The 15,036-nt window shown below is 49.3% G+C and carries 11 protein-coding genes; 10 read left to right on the top strand and 1 reads right to left on the bottom strand.

The annotated features are described in order from the left end of the window. Window positions 1–62: 62 nt before the first annotated feature. From NBH16_RS20395 to NBH16_RS20410, 4 genes are all read left to right on the top strand, one after another. Entirely contained in the window at window positions 63–467 is a 405-nt protein-coding gene (locus NBH16_RS20395; RefSeq protein WP_005866454.1) for a DUF6769 family protein, read from the top strand. A gap of 78 nt (window positions 468–545) precedes the next feature. After that, entirely contained in the window at window positions 546–1,781 is a 1,236-nt protein-coding gene (locus NBH16_RS20400; protein WP_008772502.1) for an efflux RND transporter periplasmic adaptor subunit, read from the top strand. A gap of 15 nt (window positions 1,782–1,796) precedes the next feature. Further along, the gene (locus NBH16_RS20405; RefSeq protein ID WP_250789006.1) at window positions 1,797–4,880 is read left to right on the top strand and encodes an efflux RND transporter permease subunit; all 3,084 of its coding nucleotides are present in this window, start codon (window positions 1,797–1,799) and stop codon (window positions 4,878–4,880) included. Window positions 4,881–4,885: 5 nt separating this feature from the next. Then, window positions 4,886–6,070, top strand: coding sequence for a TolC family protein (locus tag NBH16_RS20410; RefSeq protein ID WP_036629538.1), 1,185 nt, complete (start codon window positions 4,886–4,888; stop codon window positions 6,068–6,070). Window positions 6,071–6,136: 66 nt separating this feature from the next. On the opposite strand, the gene NBH16_RS20415 is transcribed toward NBH16_RS20410, so the two are convergent. Next, window positions 6,137–7,084 (bottom strand): NAD(P)H-dependent flavin oxidoreductase, encoded by a 948-nt coding sequence (locus NBH16_RS20415; RefSeq protein WP_005857940.1) that lies wholly within the window; start codon window positions 7,082–7,084, stop codon window positions 6,137–6,139. 108 nt (window positions 7,085–7,192) lie between these two features. Between NBH16_RS20415 and NBH16_RS20420 the strand changes: the two genes are divergently transcribed. The 6 genes from NBH16_RS20420 (at window position 7,193) to NBH16_RS20445 (ending at window position 14,970) form a co-directional block, all read left to right on the top strand. Further along, entirely contained in the window at window positions 7,193–7,372 is a 180-nt protein-coding gene (locus NBH16_RS20420; RefSeq protein ID WP_122297413.1) for a hypothetical protein, read from the top strand. Between the two features lie 164 nt (window positions 7,373–7,536). Continuing rightward, a complete protein-coding gene (locus tag NBH16_RS20425) occupies window positions 7,537–9,657 on the top strand; it encodes a M3 family metallopeptidase (protein ID WP_122297414.1) in 2,121 nt (706 codons plus the stop codon). A 50-nt stretch (window positions 9,658–9,707) separates the two neighbouring features. Beyond that, entirely contained in the window at window positions 9,708–11,867 is a 2,160-nt protein-coding gene (locus tag NBH16_RS20430; RefSeq protein ID WP_005866465.1) for a M3 family metallopeptidase, read from the top strand. Between the two features lie 117 nt (window positions 11,868–11,984). After that, the gene (locus tag NBH16_RS20435) at window positions 11,985–12,917 is read left to right on the top strand and encodes a tyrosine-type recombinase/integrase (protein ID WP_005857932.1); all 933 of its coding nucleotides are present in this window, start codon (window positions 11,985–11,987) and stop codon (window positions 12,915–12,917) included. Between the two features lie 530 nt (window positions 12,918–13,447). Beyond that, entirely contained in the window at window positions 13,448–14,560 is a 1,113-nt protein-coding gene (gene nusG, locus NBH16_RS20440) for a transcription termination/antitermination protein NusG (RefSeq protein WP_211737957.1), read from the top strand. Between the two features lie 5 nt (window positions 14,561–14,565). Further along, on the top strand, window positions 14,566–14,970 hold the full coding sequence (locus tag NBH16_RS20445) for a hypothetical protein (RefSeq protein ID WP_009017183.1): 405 nt from the start codon (window positions 14,566–14,568) through the stop codon (window positions 14,968–14,970). Window positions 14,971–15,036 lie beyond the last annotated feature (66 nt).

The following is a 15,036-nucleotide window of genomic DNA, read 5'->3' on the forward strand; positions in this document are numbered from 1 at the left end:
TTATTTACCGCAAACTTACAACATTCATGTAAAAAACGGAAAAATATCCTTATCTTTGTGCCATGCGTGAGAAAATGAAACAGAGGATTGTACAATACGTGGTGCTGATGGCCGGCATCTTGGCATTGCTTTCTGTGGTTATCCCTCACCATCATCACCGGGACGGGATGCCTTGTTATCAATCCTTGACCGCGGAGCAAGCGCATGGCGATAAAAGCACTGATACGCATGATTGCGGTTGCGACGGGCATAACTTGGCCTATTTCAGTACGCATATTTCTCATTTTATGGATGGAGATGTGGATATACATCTGATGCCGTTACTCGTCTTATTTGATTACATTTATCCACCTGAACCGGCGTTTTGCGGACAGCTCCTTGATCACGAGAACGCCCCCTACATTGAGTCGCTGCACGACACTTGGATAGTGAGTGCCTCGGGACTTCGTGCCCCTCCTATGTCTTGATATCTCGTTTGTGAGAGTGGGTGAGGACAGACTTGCCCCTATCTATTTATTATTAACGATATCAAGATTTTTTACACAATGAAGAAAATATATTTGGTAGGTGCGATGTGCGCTTACCTGTTTGCCGGTTGTGCGGGAAATGCGTCGCAAGCCGGACACGATGAGCATAATCATGAATTAGAGGCTCACGACCATGAGCATGAAGGTGAGGATCACGATCACGATCATGATCATGAGGGACATGAACACGAAGGCCATGACCATGAGCATGAGGCTGGTGGTACCCATCCCGGCGAGATTGTCTTTAAGAAAGCCTTAGCCGAGGCCGTTGGTTTGCAGACCGTAACGGTTAATCCCGCTCCTTTCACGGATGTGATTAAGACGAGCGGACGAGTAATGGCAGCGCAAGGGGAGGAGTCCGTGATCGTCGCTACCGTCCCCGGCGTGATCTCGTTTGGTAGCTTGCCGTTCGTGGATGGTACGGCGGTACGCAAGGGACAGGCCGTGTTGAGTATCGCTTCCAACGCCCTCTCGGATGGAGACGTGGCGGCAAGGGCTAAATTCGCTTATGAGACAGCGAAAAAGGAATACGAGCGTATGCAAGCCTTGGTAGGCGATAAGATCGTATCCGCCAAGGATTTCGAGCAGGCCCGCTTGAATTACGAGAACGCCAAGGTCGCTTATGAGGCGATAGCGGGAAAACAGACGGCGAAAGGCGTGTCTGTAGTCTCTCCCTTGAATGGTTACTTGAAGAACATCCAAGTGAAAGAGGGTGATTATGTATCCGTAGGCCAGCCTTTGGCTACGATCTCGCAAAACAATCGTTTGGTATTGCGTGCGGACGTGTCTGAGAGGTATTACAACGATCTTCCCATGATCCAAACCGCTAATTTCATGACTCCGTATGATAACGCTCTCTATAAATTGTCTGATTTGCGTGGACGGTTGTTATCGTATGGAAAGGCTTCCGATATGAACTCTTTCTATGTACCGGTGACTTTCGAGTTCGATAATAAAGGAGCGGTTATCCCCGGTTCTTTCGTGGAGATCTTTTTGTTGACAAAGCCGATGGAGAATGTCTTGAGTGTGCCTGTCTCCGCCCTTATCGAGGAGCAGGGCGTTTATTCGGTATTTATCCGTCTGGATGAGGAAGGCTATAAGAAGCAATGGGTGACGCTGGGAGCGAATAACGGCTCGGAGGTACAGATCCTTTCCGGATTGAAACCGGGCGATGAGGTCGTGACCCGTGGCGCTTACCAGATCAAGTTGTCTTCCGCTTCTAACGCGATACCGGCTCATAGCCATAGCCATTAATAGGAGGGACGTTGCATGTTAAATAAGATAATTTATTATTCATTGCACAACCGGTTGGTAATCTTGGTTTGTGCGCTATTGCTGATGATCTGGGGTACGTACACGGCGTTTAATACGGACGTGGATGTGTTCCCGGACTTGAACGCCCCGACGGTCGTGATCATGACCGAGGCGAACGGTATGGCTCCCGAGGAGGTGGAACGCTTGGTGACATTCCCTGTGGAGACTGCCGTGAACGGTGCGATGGACGTGCGGCGTGTACGTTCCTCGTCTACCACCGGATTCTCCGTGGTTTGGGTAGAGTTTGATTGGGGTACGGATATTTACCGGGCTCGTCAGATCGTGTCCGAAAAACTGGCTGTCTTGGGTGAGAGCCTTCCCGAGAACGTAGGTAAACCGACCTTAGGCCCGCAGTCATCCATCTTGGGTGAGATGATGATCCTCGGTTTGACCGCCGATTCCACGTCTTTGTTGGACTTACGTACGATCGCCGACTGGACGATCCGTCCCCGTTTGTTGTCTACGGGCGGTGTGGCGCAGGTGGCCGTGATCGGTGGCGATATTAAGGAGTACCAGATCTTGTTGGACCCGGCTCGTATGAAGCACTACGGTGTAGGGTTGAACGAGGTGTTGGATGTTTGTCGGAATATGAACCGGAACGCCAATGGTGGTGTATTGTATGAGTTTGATAATGAGTATATCATCCGGGGAGTCTTGTCTACGTCGAAGGCGGAGGAGATCGCTCAGGGTGTGGTGAAGACTGTGAATGAGTATCCGGTTATGCTGGGTGATATCGCTACGGTTAAGATCGGCGGTAAAAGCCCGAAGTTGGGAACCGCTTCCGAGCGGACAAAGCCAGCCGTGCTGATTACCGTGACCAAACAGCCGGATACGAGTACGGAGAAGTTGACGGAGAAGCTGGACGAGATTGTTGTCGATTTGCGGAAGAACTTGCCGGCGGATGTACATGTCTCTACGGATATATTCCGCCAGAGTCATTTTATCGATAACTCTATTAATAATGTAAAGAAGAGCTTGTTTGAGGGTAGTTTCTTCGTGGTGATCGTCTTGTTCCTGTTCTTGATGAATATACGTACGACGGTGATCTCGTTGGTAGCCTTGCCGTTATCTTTGCTGGTCTCTATCATCGTATTGCACTACATGGGATTGACGATTAACACGATGAGCTTGGGAGGTATGGCGATCGCTATCGGTTCCTTGGTGGATGACGCTATCGTGGACGTGGAGAACGTGTATAAACGAATCCGGGAAAACCGGCTCTTGCCTCCGGATCAGCAACGCTCTACCTTGGAGGTGGTTTACGACGCTTCCCGTGAGGTACGTATGCCGATCTTGAACTCTACCTTGATTATCGTGGTGAGCTTCGTGCCCTTGTTCTTCTTGAGTGGTATGGAAGGCCGTATGTTGGTTCCGCTGGGTATCGCTTTTATCGTGGCGTTGTTTGCTTCTACGGTGGTGGCGCTTACCTTGACCCCGGTGCTTTGTAGCTATTTGCTGAACCGTAAAGCGACGGGAATGAAGGAACTGCGTGAGGCTTGGATAGCCCGGAAGTTGAAGGTGGTGTATAAACGGGCTTTGGAGTTAGCGTTGGCTTACCAGAAATGGGTGCTAGGTACCACGATCGCTTTGTTTGTGGTCGCCTTGGTGATCTTCTTTCATTTGGGACGTAGTTTCTTGCCCCCGTTCAATGAGGGTTCTTTTACGATCAACGTAAGCTCGCTTCCGGGAATTTCCTTGGACGAGTCGGATCAGATCGGACGCCGTGCGGAAGCGTTGCTGTTGCAAGTACCCGAGATAAAGACTGTGGCTCGGAAGACCGGTCGTGCGGAATTGGATGAGCATGCCTTGGGCGTGAATGTTTCCGAGATCGAGGCTCCTTTCGAATTGCAAGACCGTAGTCGGGATGAGGTGATGAATGATGTCCGCAAGAAGTTATCTACGATCAGCGGCGCTAATATAGAGATCGGGCAACCTATTTCCCATCGTATCGACGCTATGCTTTCCGGTACGGAGGCGAATATCGCTATCAAACTGTTTGGTACGGACTTGAACCTGATGTTTACGGTCGGTAACCAGATCAAGGCCGCTATCCAAACGATCCCGGGTCTGGTGGACTTGAAGGTAGAGCAGCAGATCGAGCGTCCGCAGTTGACAATCACCCCGAAACGTGAGTTGTTGGCTAAATATGGCATTCCCCTGCCGGAGTTCGAGGAATATATCAATGTGATGTTGGGAGGCGAGGCCGTCAGTCAGGTGTACGATGATGGCAAGAGTTTCGATTTGACCGTGAAGACCTCCGACGCTAGCCGTGCCACGATGGATGATATTAGCAATCTGATGATCGATGCCGCCGGACAGAAAGTGCCGCTAAGCTACGTGGCCGATATCCGTTCGGTGACCGGTCCGAATACGATCAATCGTGAGAATGTGCAACGTAAGATCGTTATTAGTGCCAATGTATCGGAACGTGACTTGCGGGGTGTGGTTAATGAGATACAGGATCGGGTAGAGGCTAATATCCGTTTGCCGGAGGGATACCATATCGAATATGGTGGCCAGTTCGAGAGCGAGGCGGCGGCCAGCCGTACCTTATTGCTGACGTCATTGATGTCGTTATTGGTGATCTTCATGTTACTGTACAATGAGTTCAAGGACGTGAAGGAGAGCGGCGTGATCTTGTTGAACCTGCCGTTGGCGTTGATCGGTGGCGTGATTATCCTATGGCTTACTTCCGGCGAGATCAGTATCCCGGCGATTATCGGTTTCATTTCCTTGTTTGGTATCGCTACCCGAAACGGTATGCTGCTGATCAGCCACTATACGCATTTGCGTGGAGAGGGAATGGGATTGCGTGAGTCCGTGATACAAGGTTCCCTAGACCGTTTGAACCCGATCTTGATGACGGCGTTGAGTTCTGCCTTGGCGTTGATCCCGTTGGCGTTGAATGGCGATCTTCCCGGGAATGAGATCCAAAGCCCGATGGCGACGGTGATCTTGGGTGGTTTATTAACCTCTACGTTCTTAAACGGATTCATCATCCCGATTGTTTATCTGATAATGAACAAGAATAAAGAATAAGTTTTATGAAATCATATATTATAGTCGCCGCCTTGTCTGTATTGACAGGCGGCCTTTCCGCCCAGACTTCTATAGAGGACGTGCTCCGGAGCGTGGAGGCGAACAATAAGGATTTACAGGCGAACAGCCAGTTGGTCCGGTCGCAGAAGCTGGAGGCGAAGTTGGATAATAATTTGCCAGACCCTTCGGTCTCTTATTCGCATTTCTGGGGGAATAAAGAAGGGATGGGATTCACGGGCGAGTTCGTGGCTTCCCAAAGCTTTGATTTCCCGTCCGTATATGTCCGGAAGCATAAGCTGACGAAGGCGAAATCCGCGGGTTTGGATCGTCAAGGGATGGCTTTTCGTCAGCAAATCTTGTTGCAGGTGAAAGAGGTTTGCCTAGATTTGGTGCTGTTGAACCAGCAGAAGAACCTATTGGATACCCGTCTTAGGAACGCCGAGCAACTTTCCGCTTTTTATGCGACTCGTTTGGAGAAAGGAAATGCGAATATCCTTGAGACAAACAAGATCGATCTGGAATTATTGAACGCTCGGACAGAGGCCCGGATGAACGAGACTTCCCGTATTGCCAAGCTGCAGGAGCTGGCTACCCTGAACGGCGGTATCGCTATCGAGTTTACGGATACGGTTTACGCCTTGCCGGATAAGGATGTGCTTTCCTTTGATGAGCTGCGGACGGAGGCGATGCAATCCGATCCGCAATTACAGACCTTGCGTAGCGACCAGACGACAGCTCTTCGGCAGGTGAGCGTGAATAAGGCGAAAGGTCTGCCCGGCTTTGAGTTAGGGTATCGTATGAATCCCGCCTCGGGTGGAGAGCGTTTCAATGGTTTCTTGGTAGGAATCACCATCCCGTTGTTCTCGAACCGTAATAACGTGAAACAGGCGAAGGCTCAGGCCCGCTATACGGAGATGCAGTTGGAGAGCGCTTCTTTCACGGTAGAGAATGGGTTGAGGCAGCTATATGACCAGTCTGTCTCCTTAAAGAAATCTATCGATGAATATAAGGATGTGCTGAAAAGGCAGAATAGCTTGGTCTTGTTGAACAAGGCTATACAGGCCGGGCAAATCTCTATGATCGAGTATTTCGTGGATGTGACGACCTATTACCAAAGCGTGCAAAACTACCTGCAATTGCAAAACCAATACCAAAAGGTCATGGCGCAATTGTATAAGTATCGATTATGATAAGGAACACAACTGTGTTTTCTCTTGAACACAGTTGTGTTTATCCACAGATACAGTTGTGTTTTCTCACGAACACAACTGTGTTTTTACGTTCTCTAAGGATAGCTTAAAGTCACGGATCAATTCTTTCATCACCTCTTCCACGGATAATTCCTCCCAGAATAAAGACGCTACCTGTCCGATCTCTAACTCGCCTTCCTTTAGGTCGCCCTCAAAGATTCCTTTCTTGGCACGTCCTTTGCCCAATAACTCACGTAATTCTTCCACGGACGCTCCCCGGGCTTCCGCTTCTTCCACTGCCGTAGCGAAATCTCCTTTTACCAGACGGGTAGGAGACAGTTTCTTTAATAATAACTTCGTATCGCCTTCCTTAAGATTCAAGCATAGTTTCTTGAAATTCTCGTGTGCCGAGCTTTCTTTGGTTAGGGCGAAACGAGTGCCTATCTGTACGCCGTCGGCCCCTAGTGCGAGTGCCGCTAGCATCGCTTGACCGTTTCCTATACCTCCTGCCGCCAAAAGGGGGAGAGAGGTCGCTTTCCGGACAGCGGGGATCAGGCACATCGTAGTTGTTTCCTCCCGTCCGTTGTGCCCGCCGGCCTCGAAGCCTTCGGCAACGATGGCATCCACTCCGGCCTCCTCGCATTTCGTGGCGAATTTAGAGCTGCTTACCACGTGAACGACCGTCATGTCATGATCCTTCAAATACTTTGTCCATGTTTTCGGGTTACCGGCGGAGGTAAATACGATCTTCACTTTTTCCTCCACCAATATCCGCATCAAGGTATCGATTTCCGGGTACATCAGCGGGACATTCACGCCAAAAGGCTTGTCGGTCGCCGCCTCGCATTTACGGATATGTTCCCGGAGCACTTCCGGGTGCATGGAGCCTGCCCCGATCAATCCTAATCCACCGGCGTTACTAACCGCTGAAGCTAGCCGCCAACCACTACACCAAACCATTCCCGCCTGTATGATGGGATACTGAATACCAAAAAGACTACAAATTCGATTCATATTATTTCTTGCGTTAATCTCGCTAAAATTAGTGAACTATTTTTATTGGAACAACAATTTCTTTGTCGAGGTTGTTGAATAGGCATATAACTTTAAAATATAAGAGATATGTCAGAGAATATAATGAAAACGTTATGGGATGAGAGCGATGATCTTCACGATGAGACCATGTCTACCAATTCGGTATTGTCGGATGATTACACGTCTAATGACATTCAAGATTTACAAGAAACGATCGAAAATGAAAATATCGAGGACGGTATAGAGAGCGATTCGATTGAACATTGAGTGAAAGCATATTGGGTCCCCGAAGGGAAGATCTCCCTTTGGGGATCTTTTTTGTGTGAATTGTGAAAATCTTTTTCCGGATTCTAAATAATAACAATTTGAAATAGAATTGTAACGCAAAACTTCGTTATCTTTGTCCATTGTAATTCTAATATAACAATGGCATGAATAAAACGCTTATGGCCGCAGGTTTAGCGGTTATTTTGGGAGCTTGTTCCTCCTCAAAGAAAAGCGATGTAGCGGAAGGCGCTACACCCAATCCGTTTTTTGCGGAGTATACGACACCGTTCGGGGTGCCTCCGTTTGACCAAATAGAGGTGGCTCATTACAAGCCGGCTCTTTTGAAAGGCATGGAAGAGCAGTCGAAGGAGATCGAGGCGATCGTGGCAAATCCGGATGCGCCGACATTCGAGAATACGATCGTGGCCTTAGACCAAAGTGGCGAGTTGCTTACTAAAGTAATGTATGCTTTCGGTGGCCAATCCAGTGTGAATACCACGGACGAGATCCAAGAGCTCGAACGTGAGCTTTATCCCCTTTTATCCAAACATTCGGATGATATCAGCCTAAATCCCCAGCTTTTCGCCCGGGTGAAATCCGTATATGAGAATCAGGCGAGCTTCCATCTGGATAAGGAACAGAAGAAGCTGTTGGAGGAAACCTATAAAAGCTTTGTCCGGGGAGGAGCCAATCTGCCGGAGGATAAGCAGGCGAAGTTGCGTGAGCTGAACGAGAAGATATCCATGCTCCAACTTACTTTCGGACAGAATACCCTGAAAGAGACCAACGATTTCCAATTAGTGATCGATAATAAAGAGGACTTATCCGGTCTGCCGGAAGACGTGATCGTCAAGGCGGCGCAAACGGCCCAAGAGAATGGTCTGGATGGTAAGTGGGTGTTTACCCTCCATAATCCGAGCGTGATGCCTTTCCTTCAATACGCCGATAAGCGTGATTTGCGTGAGAAGATCTTCAAGGCATATACAAATCGTGGCAACAATAATAATGAGAATGATAATAAGGAGGTCGTTAAGCAGCTGGTTACCGCTCGTCTGGAGAAAGCCCGATTGATGGGATATGAGGATTATGCCGCTTTCGTATTGGAAGAGAATATGGCGAAGAACGAGAAGAACGTGTATGACTTGCTCGATAAAATCTGGCCGTCTGCTTTGGCGAAAGCGAAAGAGGAATTGGCCGATATCAACGCCGAGATCAAGAAGGAAGGTGGTAATTACGAGGCCGAGGGCTGGGACTGGCGTTATTATTTCGAGAAAGCCAAGAAAGCGAAATATAACTTGGACGAGAACGAGATGCGTCCTTATTTTGAGTTGGGACATGTACGTGAGGGCATCTTCTATGTAGCCAATAAATTATACGGTATCACGTTTACCGAGATCAAGGACATCCCGAAACCGGACCCCGACGCTCTCGCTTTCGAGTGCAAGGATAAAGATGGTACGCATCTGGGCGTGCTGTATATGGATTTCTTTACCCGCCCGGGCAAAGGAGGTGGCGCATGGTGCGGCGGTTACCGTTCACAAACGTATAAAGATGGGAAACGGGTAGCCCCGGTGGTTACTACCGTATTTAATTTCAGTAAACCGGCGGAGGGACAACCGGCGCTTTTGACAGCCGACGAGACTGAGACCGTATTCCATGAGTTCGGTCATGCCTTGCACGGTTTATTCTGCGACGTTCATTATTATGGCGTGTCCGACGTGCCTCGTGACTTTGTGGAGCTACCTTCGCAAGTCGATGAGCATTGGGCCGTTGAGCCGGAGGTATTGAAAGTGTACGCTAAACATTACCAGACCGGCGAGGTAATACCGCAAGCCCTTGTAGACAAGATGATTAAGAGTGGCAAGTATGGACAAGGCTTCGCTACGACGGAGTATCTGGCCGCCTCTTATCTGGATATGGATTATCATGTATTGAAAGAGATCCCTGCCGATTTGGATATCGAGAAATTTGAGGCGAAGGTCTTGGGCGATCGTGGTCTGATCCGTCAGATTCCGTCTCGCTACCGCTCCACTTATTTCGGACATACGATGGAAGGTGGATATACCGCCGGTTATTATAGCTATATCTGGGCGGAAGTGTTGGATTGCGACGCTTTCCAAGCTTATAAGGAGACGGGTGATATCTTCAACCCGGAGGTTGCCTCTAAATTCCGTAAATACGTACTGACCCCGGGCGGCATCGATGATGCTATGGATATGTACGTGAATTTCCGTGGTAAACAACCAAGTATCGATCCGTTGTTGGAGAACAGAGGGCTAAAATGAGAAGAATAATTAGAATAATTCATAACTCATAAATCAAAAAATCAGTAAAGATGAAACAATTAATTATGGCAGCAGGATTAGCCGTTATGCTTACTGCCTGCGGTACTTCCGAAAAGAAGACCGTGGAGGGTGAGAACCCGTTCTTTGCGGAATATACCACCCCGTTTGGAGTTCCACCTTTTGATCAAATCAAGTTCGAGCACTACAAACCGGCCCTATTGCAAGGTATGGAAGAGGGACGCAAGGAGATCGAGGCGATCGTGAATAACCCGGAGGAGCCGACGTTCGAGAATACGATTGTCGCTTTGGATGAGCAGGGTGCGTTGCTTCGGAAGGTCCAGATTGTTTTCGGTGGACAGAATAGCGTGAATACGAATGATGAGATGCAGGCGTTAAGCCGTGAGATGTCGCCGCTATTGTCAAAATATAGTGATGATATCAACTTGAATCCGAAATTATTCGCTCGTGTGAAGGCGGTATATGATAAGAAGGATGAGTTGGGTCTCGATAAGGAGCAAATGAAGTTATTGGAGGAGACTTATAAGGACTTCGTCAGGGGTGGCGCTAATCTTTCCGCTGAGGATCAGGCTAAATTGCGTGAGTTGAATAGCAAGATCTCCATGCTACAGCTTACTTTCGGACAGAATATGCTGAAAGAGACGAACGCTTTTAAATTGGTGATCGACAAGCAGGAAGATCTTTCCGGTCTGCCCGAGACCTTGATCGCTAACGCCGCTCAAGCGGCTAAGGATGCCGGGATGGAAGGCAAATGGGTATTTACCTTGCAGAACCCGAGCGTGATGCCGTTCTTGCAATATTCCGATAAACGTGAGTTGCGTGAGAAGATGTTCAACGCTTATATCAACCGTGGTAATAATAATAATGAGAACGATAACAAGGAAGTGGTTCGTGATTTGGTTGCCGCTCGTTTGGCGAAAGCGAAGTTGATGGGCTATGATGATTACGCTTCTTTCGTGTTGGAGGATCGTATGGCGAAAAGCTCGGATAAGGTTTATCAATTGTTAGATGAGGTTTGGAAGCCTGCTTTGGCGAAAGCGAAAGAGGAATTGGCCGATATAAACGCCGAGATCAAGAAAGAAGGCGGCAATTTCGAGGCCGAGGGCTGGGATTGGCGTTATTATTTCGAGAAGGCCAAGAAGGCTAAATTCAATTTGGATGAGAATGAGGTTCGTCCTTACTTGAAGTTGGATAATGTTCGTGAGGGTGCTTTCTATGTAGCTAATAAGTTATATGGTATCACGTTCACCCCGATCCGTAATATCCCGTTGCCTTATCCGGAAGCGCAGGCTTTTGAGTGCAAAGATAAGGATGGCTCTCATTTGGGCGTTATTTATTTCGATTTCTTCCCTCGTGCCAGCAAGCGTGGTGGCGCATGGTGTGGTTCTTATCGTCCGCAGGCTTATAAGGATGGCAAGCGTGTGGCTCCGGTCGTAACGATCGTTTGTAACTTTAGCCAGCCCGCTCCGGGACAACCTGCGTTGTTGAGCGCTGATGAGGCGAATACATTGTTCCATGAGTTCGGTCATGGTTTGCACGGCTTGTTCCGTGACGTGCATTACTCCGGTGTTTCCGGTGTTCCTCGTGATTTCGTGGAGTTGCCTTCACAGGTTATGGAGCATTGGGTATTCGAGCCGGAAGTATTGAAGGTGTACGCTAAGCATTATCAGACCGGCGAGGTGATCCCGGCCGAGTTGATCGAGAAGTTGGATAAGAGCGGTAAGTACGGACAAGGTTTCGCTACGACGGAGTATCTGGCGGCTTCTTATCTGGATATGGATTTCCATGCGATCAGTGGTGACGCTGCGGATAAGAAGGTGATCAAGTTCGTTGACCAGACGAATAATGTTCCGGCCAACTTGAACGTGATGGATTTCGAGCAACAGACGTTAGGCCGTCGTGGTTTGCTGAAACAAATCCCTTCCCGTTACCGTACGACTTACTTCAACCATACGATGGGTGGCGGCTACACCGCCGGCTATTATAGCTACATCTGGGCTGAGGTATTGGATTGCGACGCTTTCGAGGCATTCAAGGAAACCGGCGACATCTTTAATCAAGAATGTGCCGATAAATTCCGTAAATATGTCTTGACCCCGGGCGGTATCGACGACGCTATGGATATGTACAAGAATTTCCGTGGCAAGGAACCGGGTACGGATCCGTTGCTGAAGAATAGAGGACTGAAATAATCTAGAAATGGAGATTTTATAAAGGCGGACCGGTTGGTTCGCCTTTTTTTGTATATGCTCAACCTCCCGGATCTGTATTACATTTGCTAAGTTTTATCACGAAAAAATAGCGATAGTATGGAGAAAAAGGATTTAGTAGAAGGGATGAGGTTGTATATCTATAAATTGCGTGTGGATGGGCGTTATTCCACGGCGAAGAGCTATCAGGATGCATTGAACTCATTCATGCGGTTTTGTGGGTTGGAGGTAATTCCCTATATCTATGTCAATAAGGAGAACCTTCGGCGTTATCAGGCCTTTTTGTTGAATAAAGGATGTACATGGAACACGGTGTCGACCTATATGCGTCGGATCCGTTGTGTGTACAACATGGCGGTGGAGGAAGGGTTGGCCCCCTATATCCCTTATTTATTTAAGGGAGTTTTCACGGGTATAGAGAGCAAACGCAAAAAGGCGTTACCACAGGATTTATTACGTTCTCTGATGACGGCCTCATTAGATGATCCGGAACTGAGAAAAACACGGCAGGCATTGTGCCTGATGTTCCAGTTTTGCGGTATGGCATTCGTGGATTTCGCTCATCTGAAAAAGGAGAATGTCCGGGGTGGGGTTTTGGAATATAAACGCCAGAAAACGGGTACTCCGATGCTTATAGAGGTACAATCTACCGCATGGGAGTCGCTGAGGGAACTGTCAAGTGATGTAGGTAAGGACTCACCCTATTTGTTTCCTTTCTTGAAAGGGATAAAAGTGGGAAAAGAAGCCTACAAGGAGTACACTTCCGCTTTGGCCCATTTTAACCGGAATTTGAAGAGGTTGGCGAGAGCCTGCGGTGTGTCTATCCCGATCACCTCATATTCGATCCGTCATTCTTTTGCGATGATTTTGAAGGAACAGGATGTCCCGATTGAGATGATCAGCGAACTATTGGGCCATAAATCGATCAAGACTACGCAAATCTATTTGAAAAGTTTCTCGTTGGAAAAGATGTCTGCGGTGAATAAAATTTGTTTTGAGAGTGTGTACAATCATGTACCGAAAGTAGGGTAAAGGGAGTAGGCTACTTGGGGAGTAGCGTATTCTTTCACGGCGCAAATGTAGTAAAAAATAACTAAAAACAAGCAAACAAATGCGCTTGTTTACTCATTGTAGGCGTTTGATCCTCTCTATTTTTTGATTTTCCTGTTTTATCCTAGACGTATAGACATGGTGATGCGGGTGAAATGACCTCTTGTTCCCGGTATCATTCCACCATGCCTTATAACCTGTGTGTATTCCTGTAGAGACGGGGCACGCCCCGTCTCATCCCCTCCAAATGGTAACTTAAAGCTACTATCACCCGGTTGTAGAGACGGGGCACGCCCCGTCTCTACAACCGGGTGATAACCGTTCTCGCACCTTTTAGGCTACTCCCCAAGTAGCCTAAGATTTCGAGAGATGGTAATTTTCAGTAATGCCACATTTAAAAATATAAAGTACTGTTTATCAAGATGATATAAAAGATTCTTGGTAGGGCTCTGAATTGCCGTGGGGTCTGTTTTCGGGCCACGGGATAACCACTGGAAAAGATAATCATAGAGATGGATATATTGACAGGCAAGTGCTCGGATAGGTTCATGGCGCATGTTCTGAAGCGACGTGACCAGGAGGCCGTCCGTTGGTACGTGCTCACGCTCCCTACCGCCGGTGGCGGGCGTGACAGGATCAGTCCCTCGAAGGGGCTGGACGCTGAGCTTTCCCGCCGTGAGCGTCGTGGGGAGGCCTTGTTCGAGTATTTCTCCCCCTCGTATGTCGAGGCGAGGAAGGTGGGCGGTAAGATGGTCAACACGAAACGGCCCCTGCTGTACAACTACGTGTTCGTCCACGCCTCGGAGGACGAGATCTTTAGCCTGAAGCGTACGCTTCCCCTGTATAATTTCCTCCCCCGGGTTTCCTCCGGCGGGCGGTCTTATTTCCCGTACCTCTCGGATCGTGAGATGGATACCTTGCGTTGGGTCGCGGCTTCTTACTCCAACGAGCTTCCGGTGTACGTGCCAGATAGCGGCCGCTTGTTGAAAGGCGACCGTGTGCGTATCACCTCCGGCCCTTTTACCGACATGGAGGCGGAGGTGGTGGTGCAGCCGGGCGGTGGGCATAAGGACGTGATGGTGCGTATCCTCGACTGTCTGTGGGTCCCCTTGTTCGAGGTGAGAGCGGGGGAGTACGAGTTGATCGAGCTGAACACGGGGGGCAAGCACGTGTATACCCATTTGGACAACGACCGTCTGTCGGAGGGCTTGCACGGGGCCTTGGGCCGTTACCACGCCTCTGGCGTGGTAGTGGATGAGGATGCCCGTCTGGCCCGTGAGGTCCTGCGTGGCTACGCCTCTCTCCGTGGTGAGACCGACGTGATCCGTTGCAAGCTTTACTCTTTGCTCCTTCCAGCCTATCTGCTTTTGGGCGAGTCGGATGAGTTCGATCGTTTGCATGCCACGATGCGCAGCATGCTCCCGGTGATAAAAGCGGGGCAATCCCGTGCCTTGTTGCTGGTCACGCTGTACGGCTGTACGGACAGCAGCCTCTACCAGCGCATGGCGCACGAGCTGGTTGGCCCTTGGATGGAGGAGGCCTCGCCCAAGAGGAGCAAGTCCGTGTTGATACGTCGTTTACGGGATTACGACCGTTGGTTCGGGCACGGGAACGGCGATGAATAAAAGATATGAGAGAAGAGAGAGAGACATGCGGTGTCCCTTCGGGCATCCGGCTGATGAACCTGTTGCGTGAGCGTTTGACAGAGATCATGGATCGTGAGCGTGCGAACCGAAACTCAATACACCTGTATTGCACGGGTCCCTACTGGGTAGCGTTCGAGCGTTCGGCCTACCAGCTGCATCGTGCGTTCCCGGATAGCGAGACCACTCCGTTGCGCCTGTTCGCCTACCCGTTCCCGATCGTGATGGTGTCCGTTACGGATCGCTCGCTCCGCTCATATACTCGCAAGCATATCTTGAGAAGAGACGGGGCGGATTACAAGCTATTGACCGTCCCCGGGTTTCCCTTGGCGGACTACCGTGAATGGCACGCCGGCGAGGTGGAGGGATTGCCCCGGTTAAGCGAGAATTAGATAAGGGCAGAAAAGAAACGGTCGGATCCCCCGGATGGCAATGGCCGTCTCTAGCGGCTAGGAGAC

This window comes from Parabacteroides sp. Y3-G-102 (assembly GCF_023656845.1).
Taxonomy (GTDB): Bacteria; Bacteroidota; Bacteroidia; order Bacteroidales; family Tannerellaceae; genus Parabacteroides; species Parabacteroides distasonis.

Bases quoted from the DNA above. Each gene is read 5' to 3' on its own strand.
- NBH16_RS20420 (WP_122297413.1), top strand. From the start codon at position 7,193: ATGTCAGAGAATATAATGAAAACGTTATGGGATGAGAGCGATGATCTT.
- NBH16_RS20410 (WP_036629538.1), top strand. From the start codon at position 4,886: ATGAAATCATATATTATAGTCGCCGCCTTGTCTGTATTGACAGGCGGC.
- NBH16_RS20405 (WP_250789006.1), top strand. From the start codon at position 1,797: ATGTTAAATAAGATAATTTATTATTCATTGCACAACCGGTTGGTAATC.
- NBH16_RS20430 (WP_005866465.1), top strand. From the start codon at position 9,708: ATGAAACAATTAATTATGGCAGCAGGATTAGCCGTTATGCTTACTGCC.
- nusG (WP_211737957.1), top strand. From the start codon at position 13,448: ATGGATATATTGACAGGCAAGTGCTCGGATAGGTTCATGGCGCATGTT.
- NBH16_RS20400 (WP_008772502.1), top strand. From the start codon at position 546: ATGAAGAAAATATATTTGGTAGGTGCGATGTGCGCTTACCTGTTTGCC.
- NBH16_RS20415 (WP_005857940.1), bottom strand. From the start codon at position 7,084: ATGAATCGAATTTGTAGTCTTTTTGGTATTCAGTATCCCATCATACAG.
- NBH16_RS20395 (WP_005866454.1), top strand. From the start codon at position 63: ATGCGTGAGAAAATGAAACAGAGGATTGTACAATACGTGGTGCTGATG.
- NBH16_RS20435 (WP_005857932.1), top strand. From the start codon at position 11,985: ATGGAGAAAAAGGATTTAGTAGAAGGGATGAGGTTGTATATCTATAAA.
- NBH16_RS20425 (WP_122297414.1), top strand. From the start codon at position 7,537: ATGAATAAAACGCTTATGGCCGCAGGTTTAGCGGTTATTTTGGGAGCT.
- NBH16_RS20445 (WP_009017183.1), top strand. From the start codon at position 14,566: ATGAGAGAAGAGAGAGAGACATGCGGTGTCCCTTCGGGCATCCGGCTG.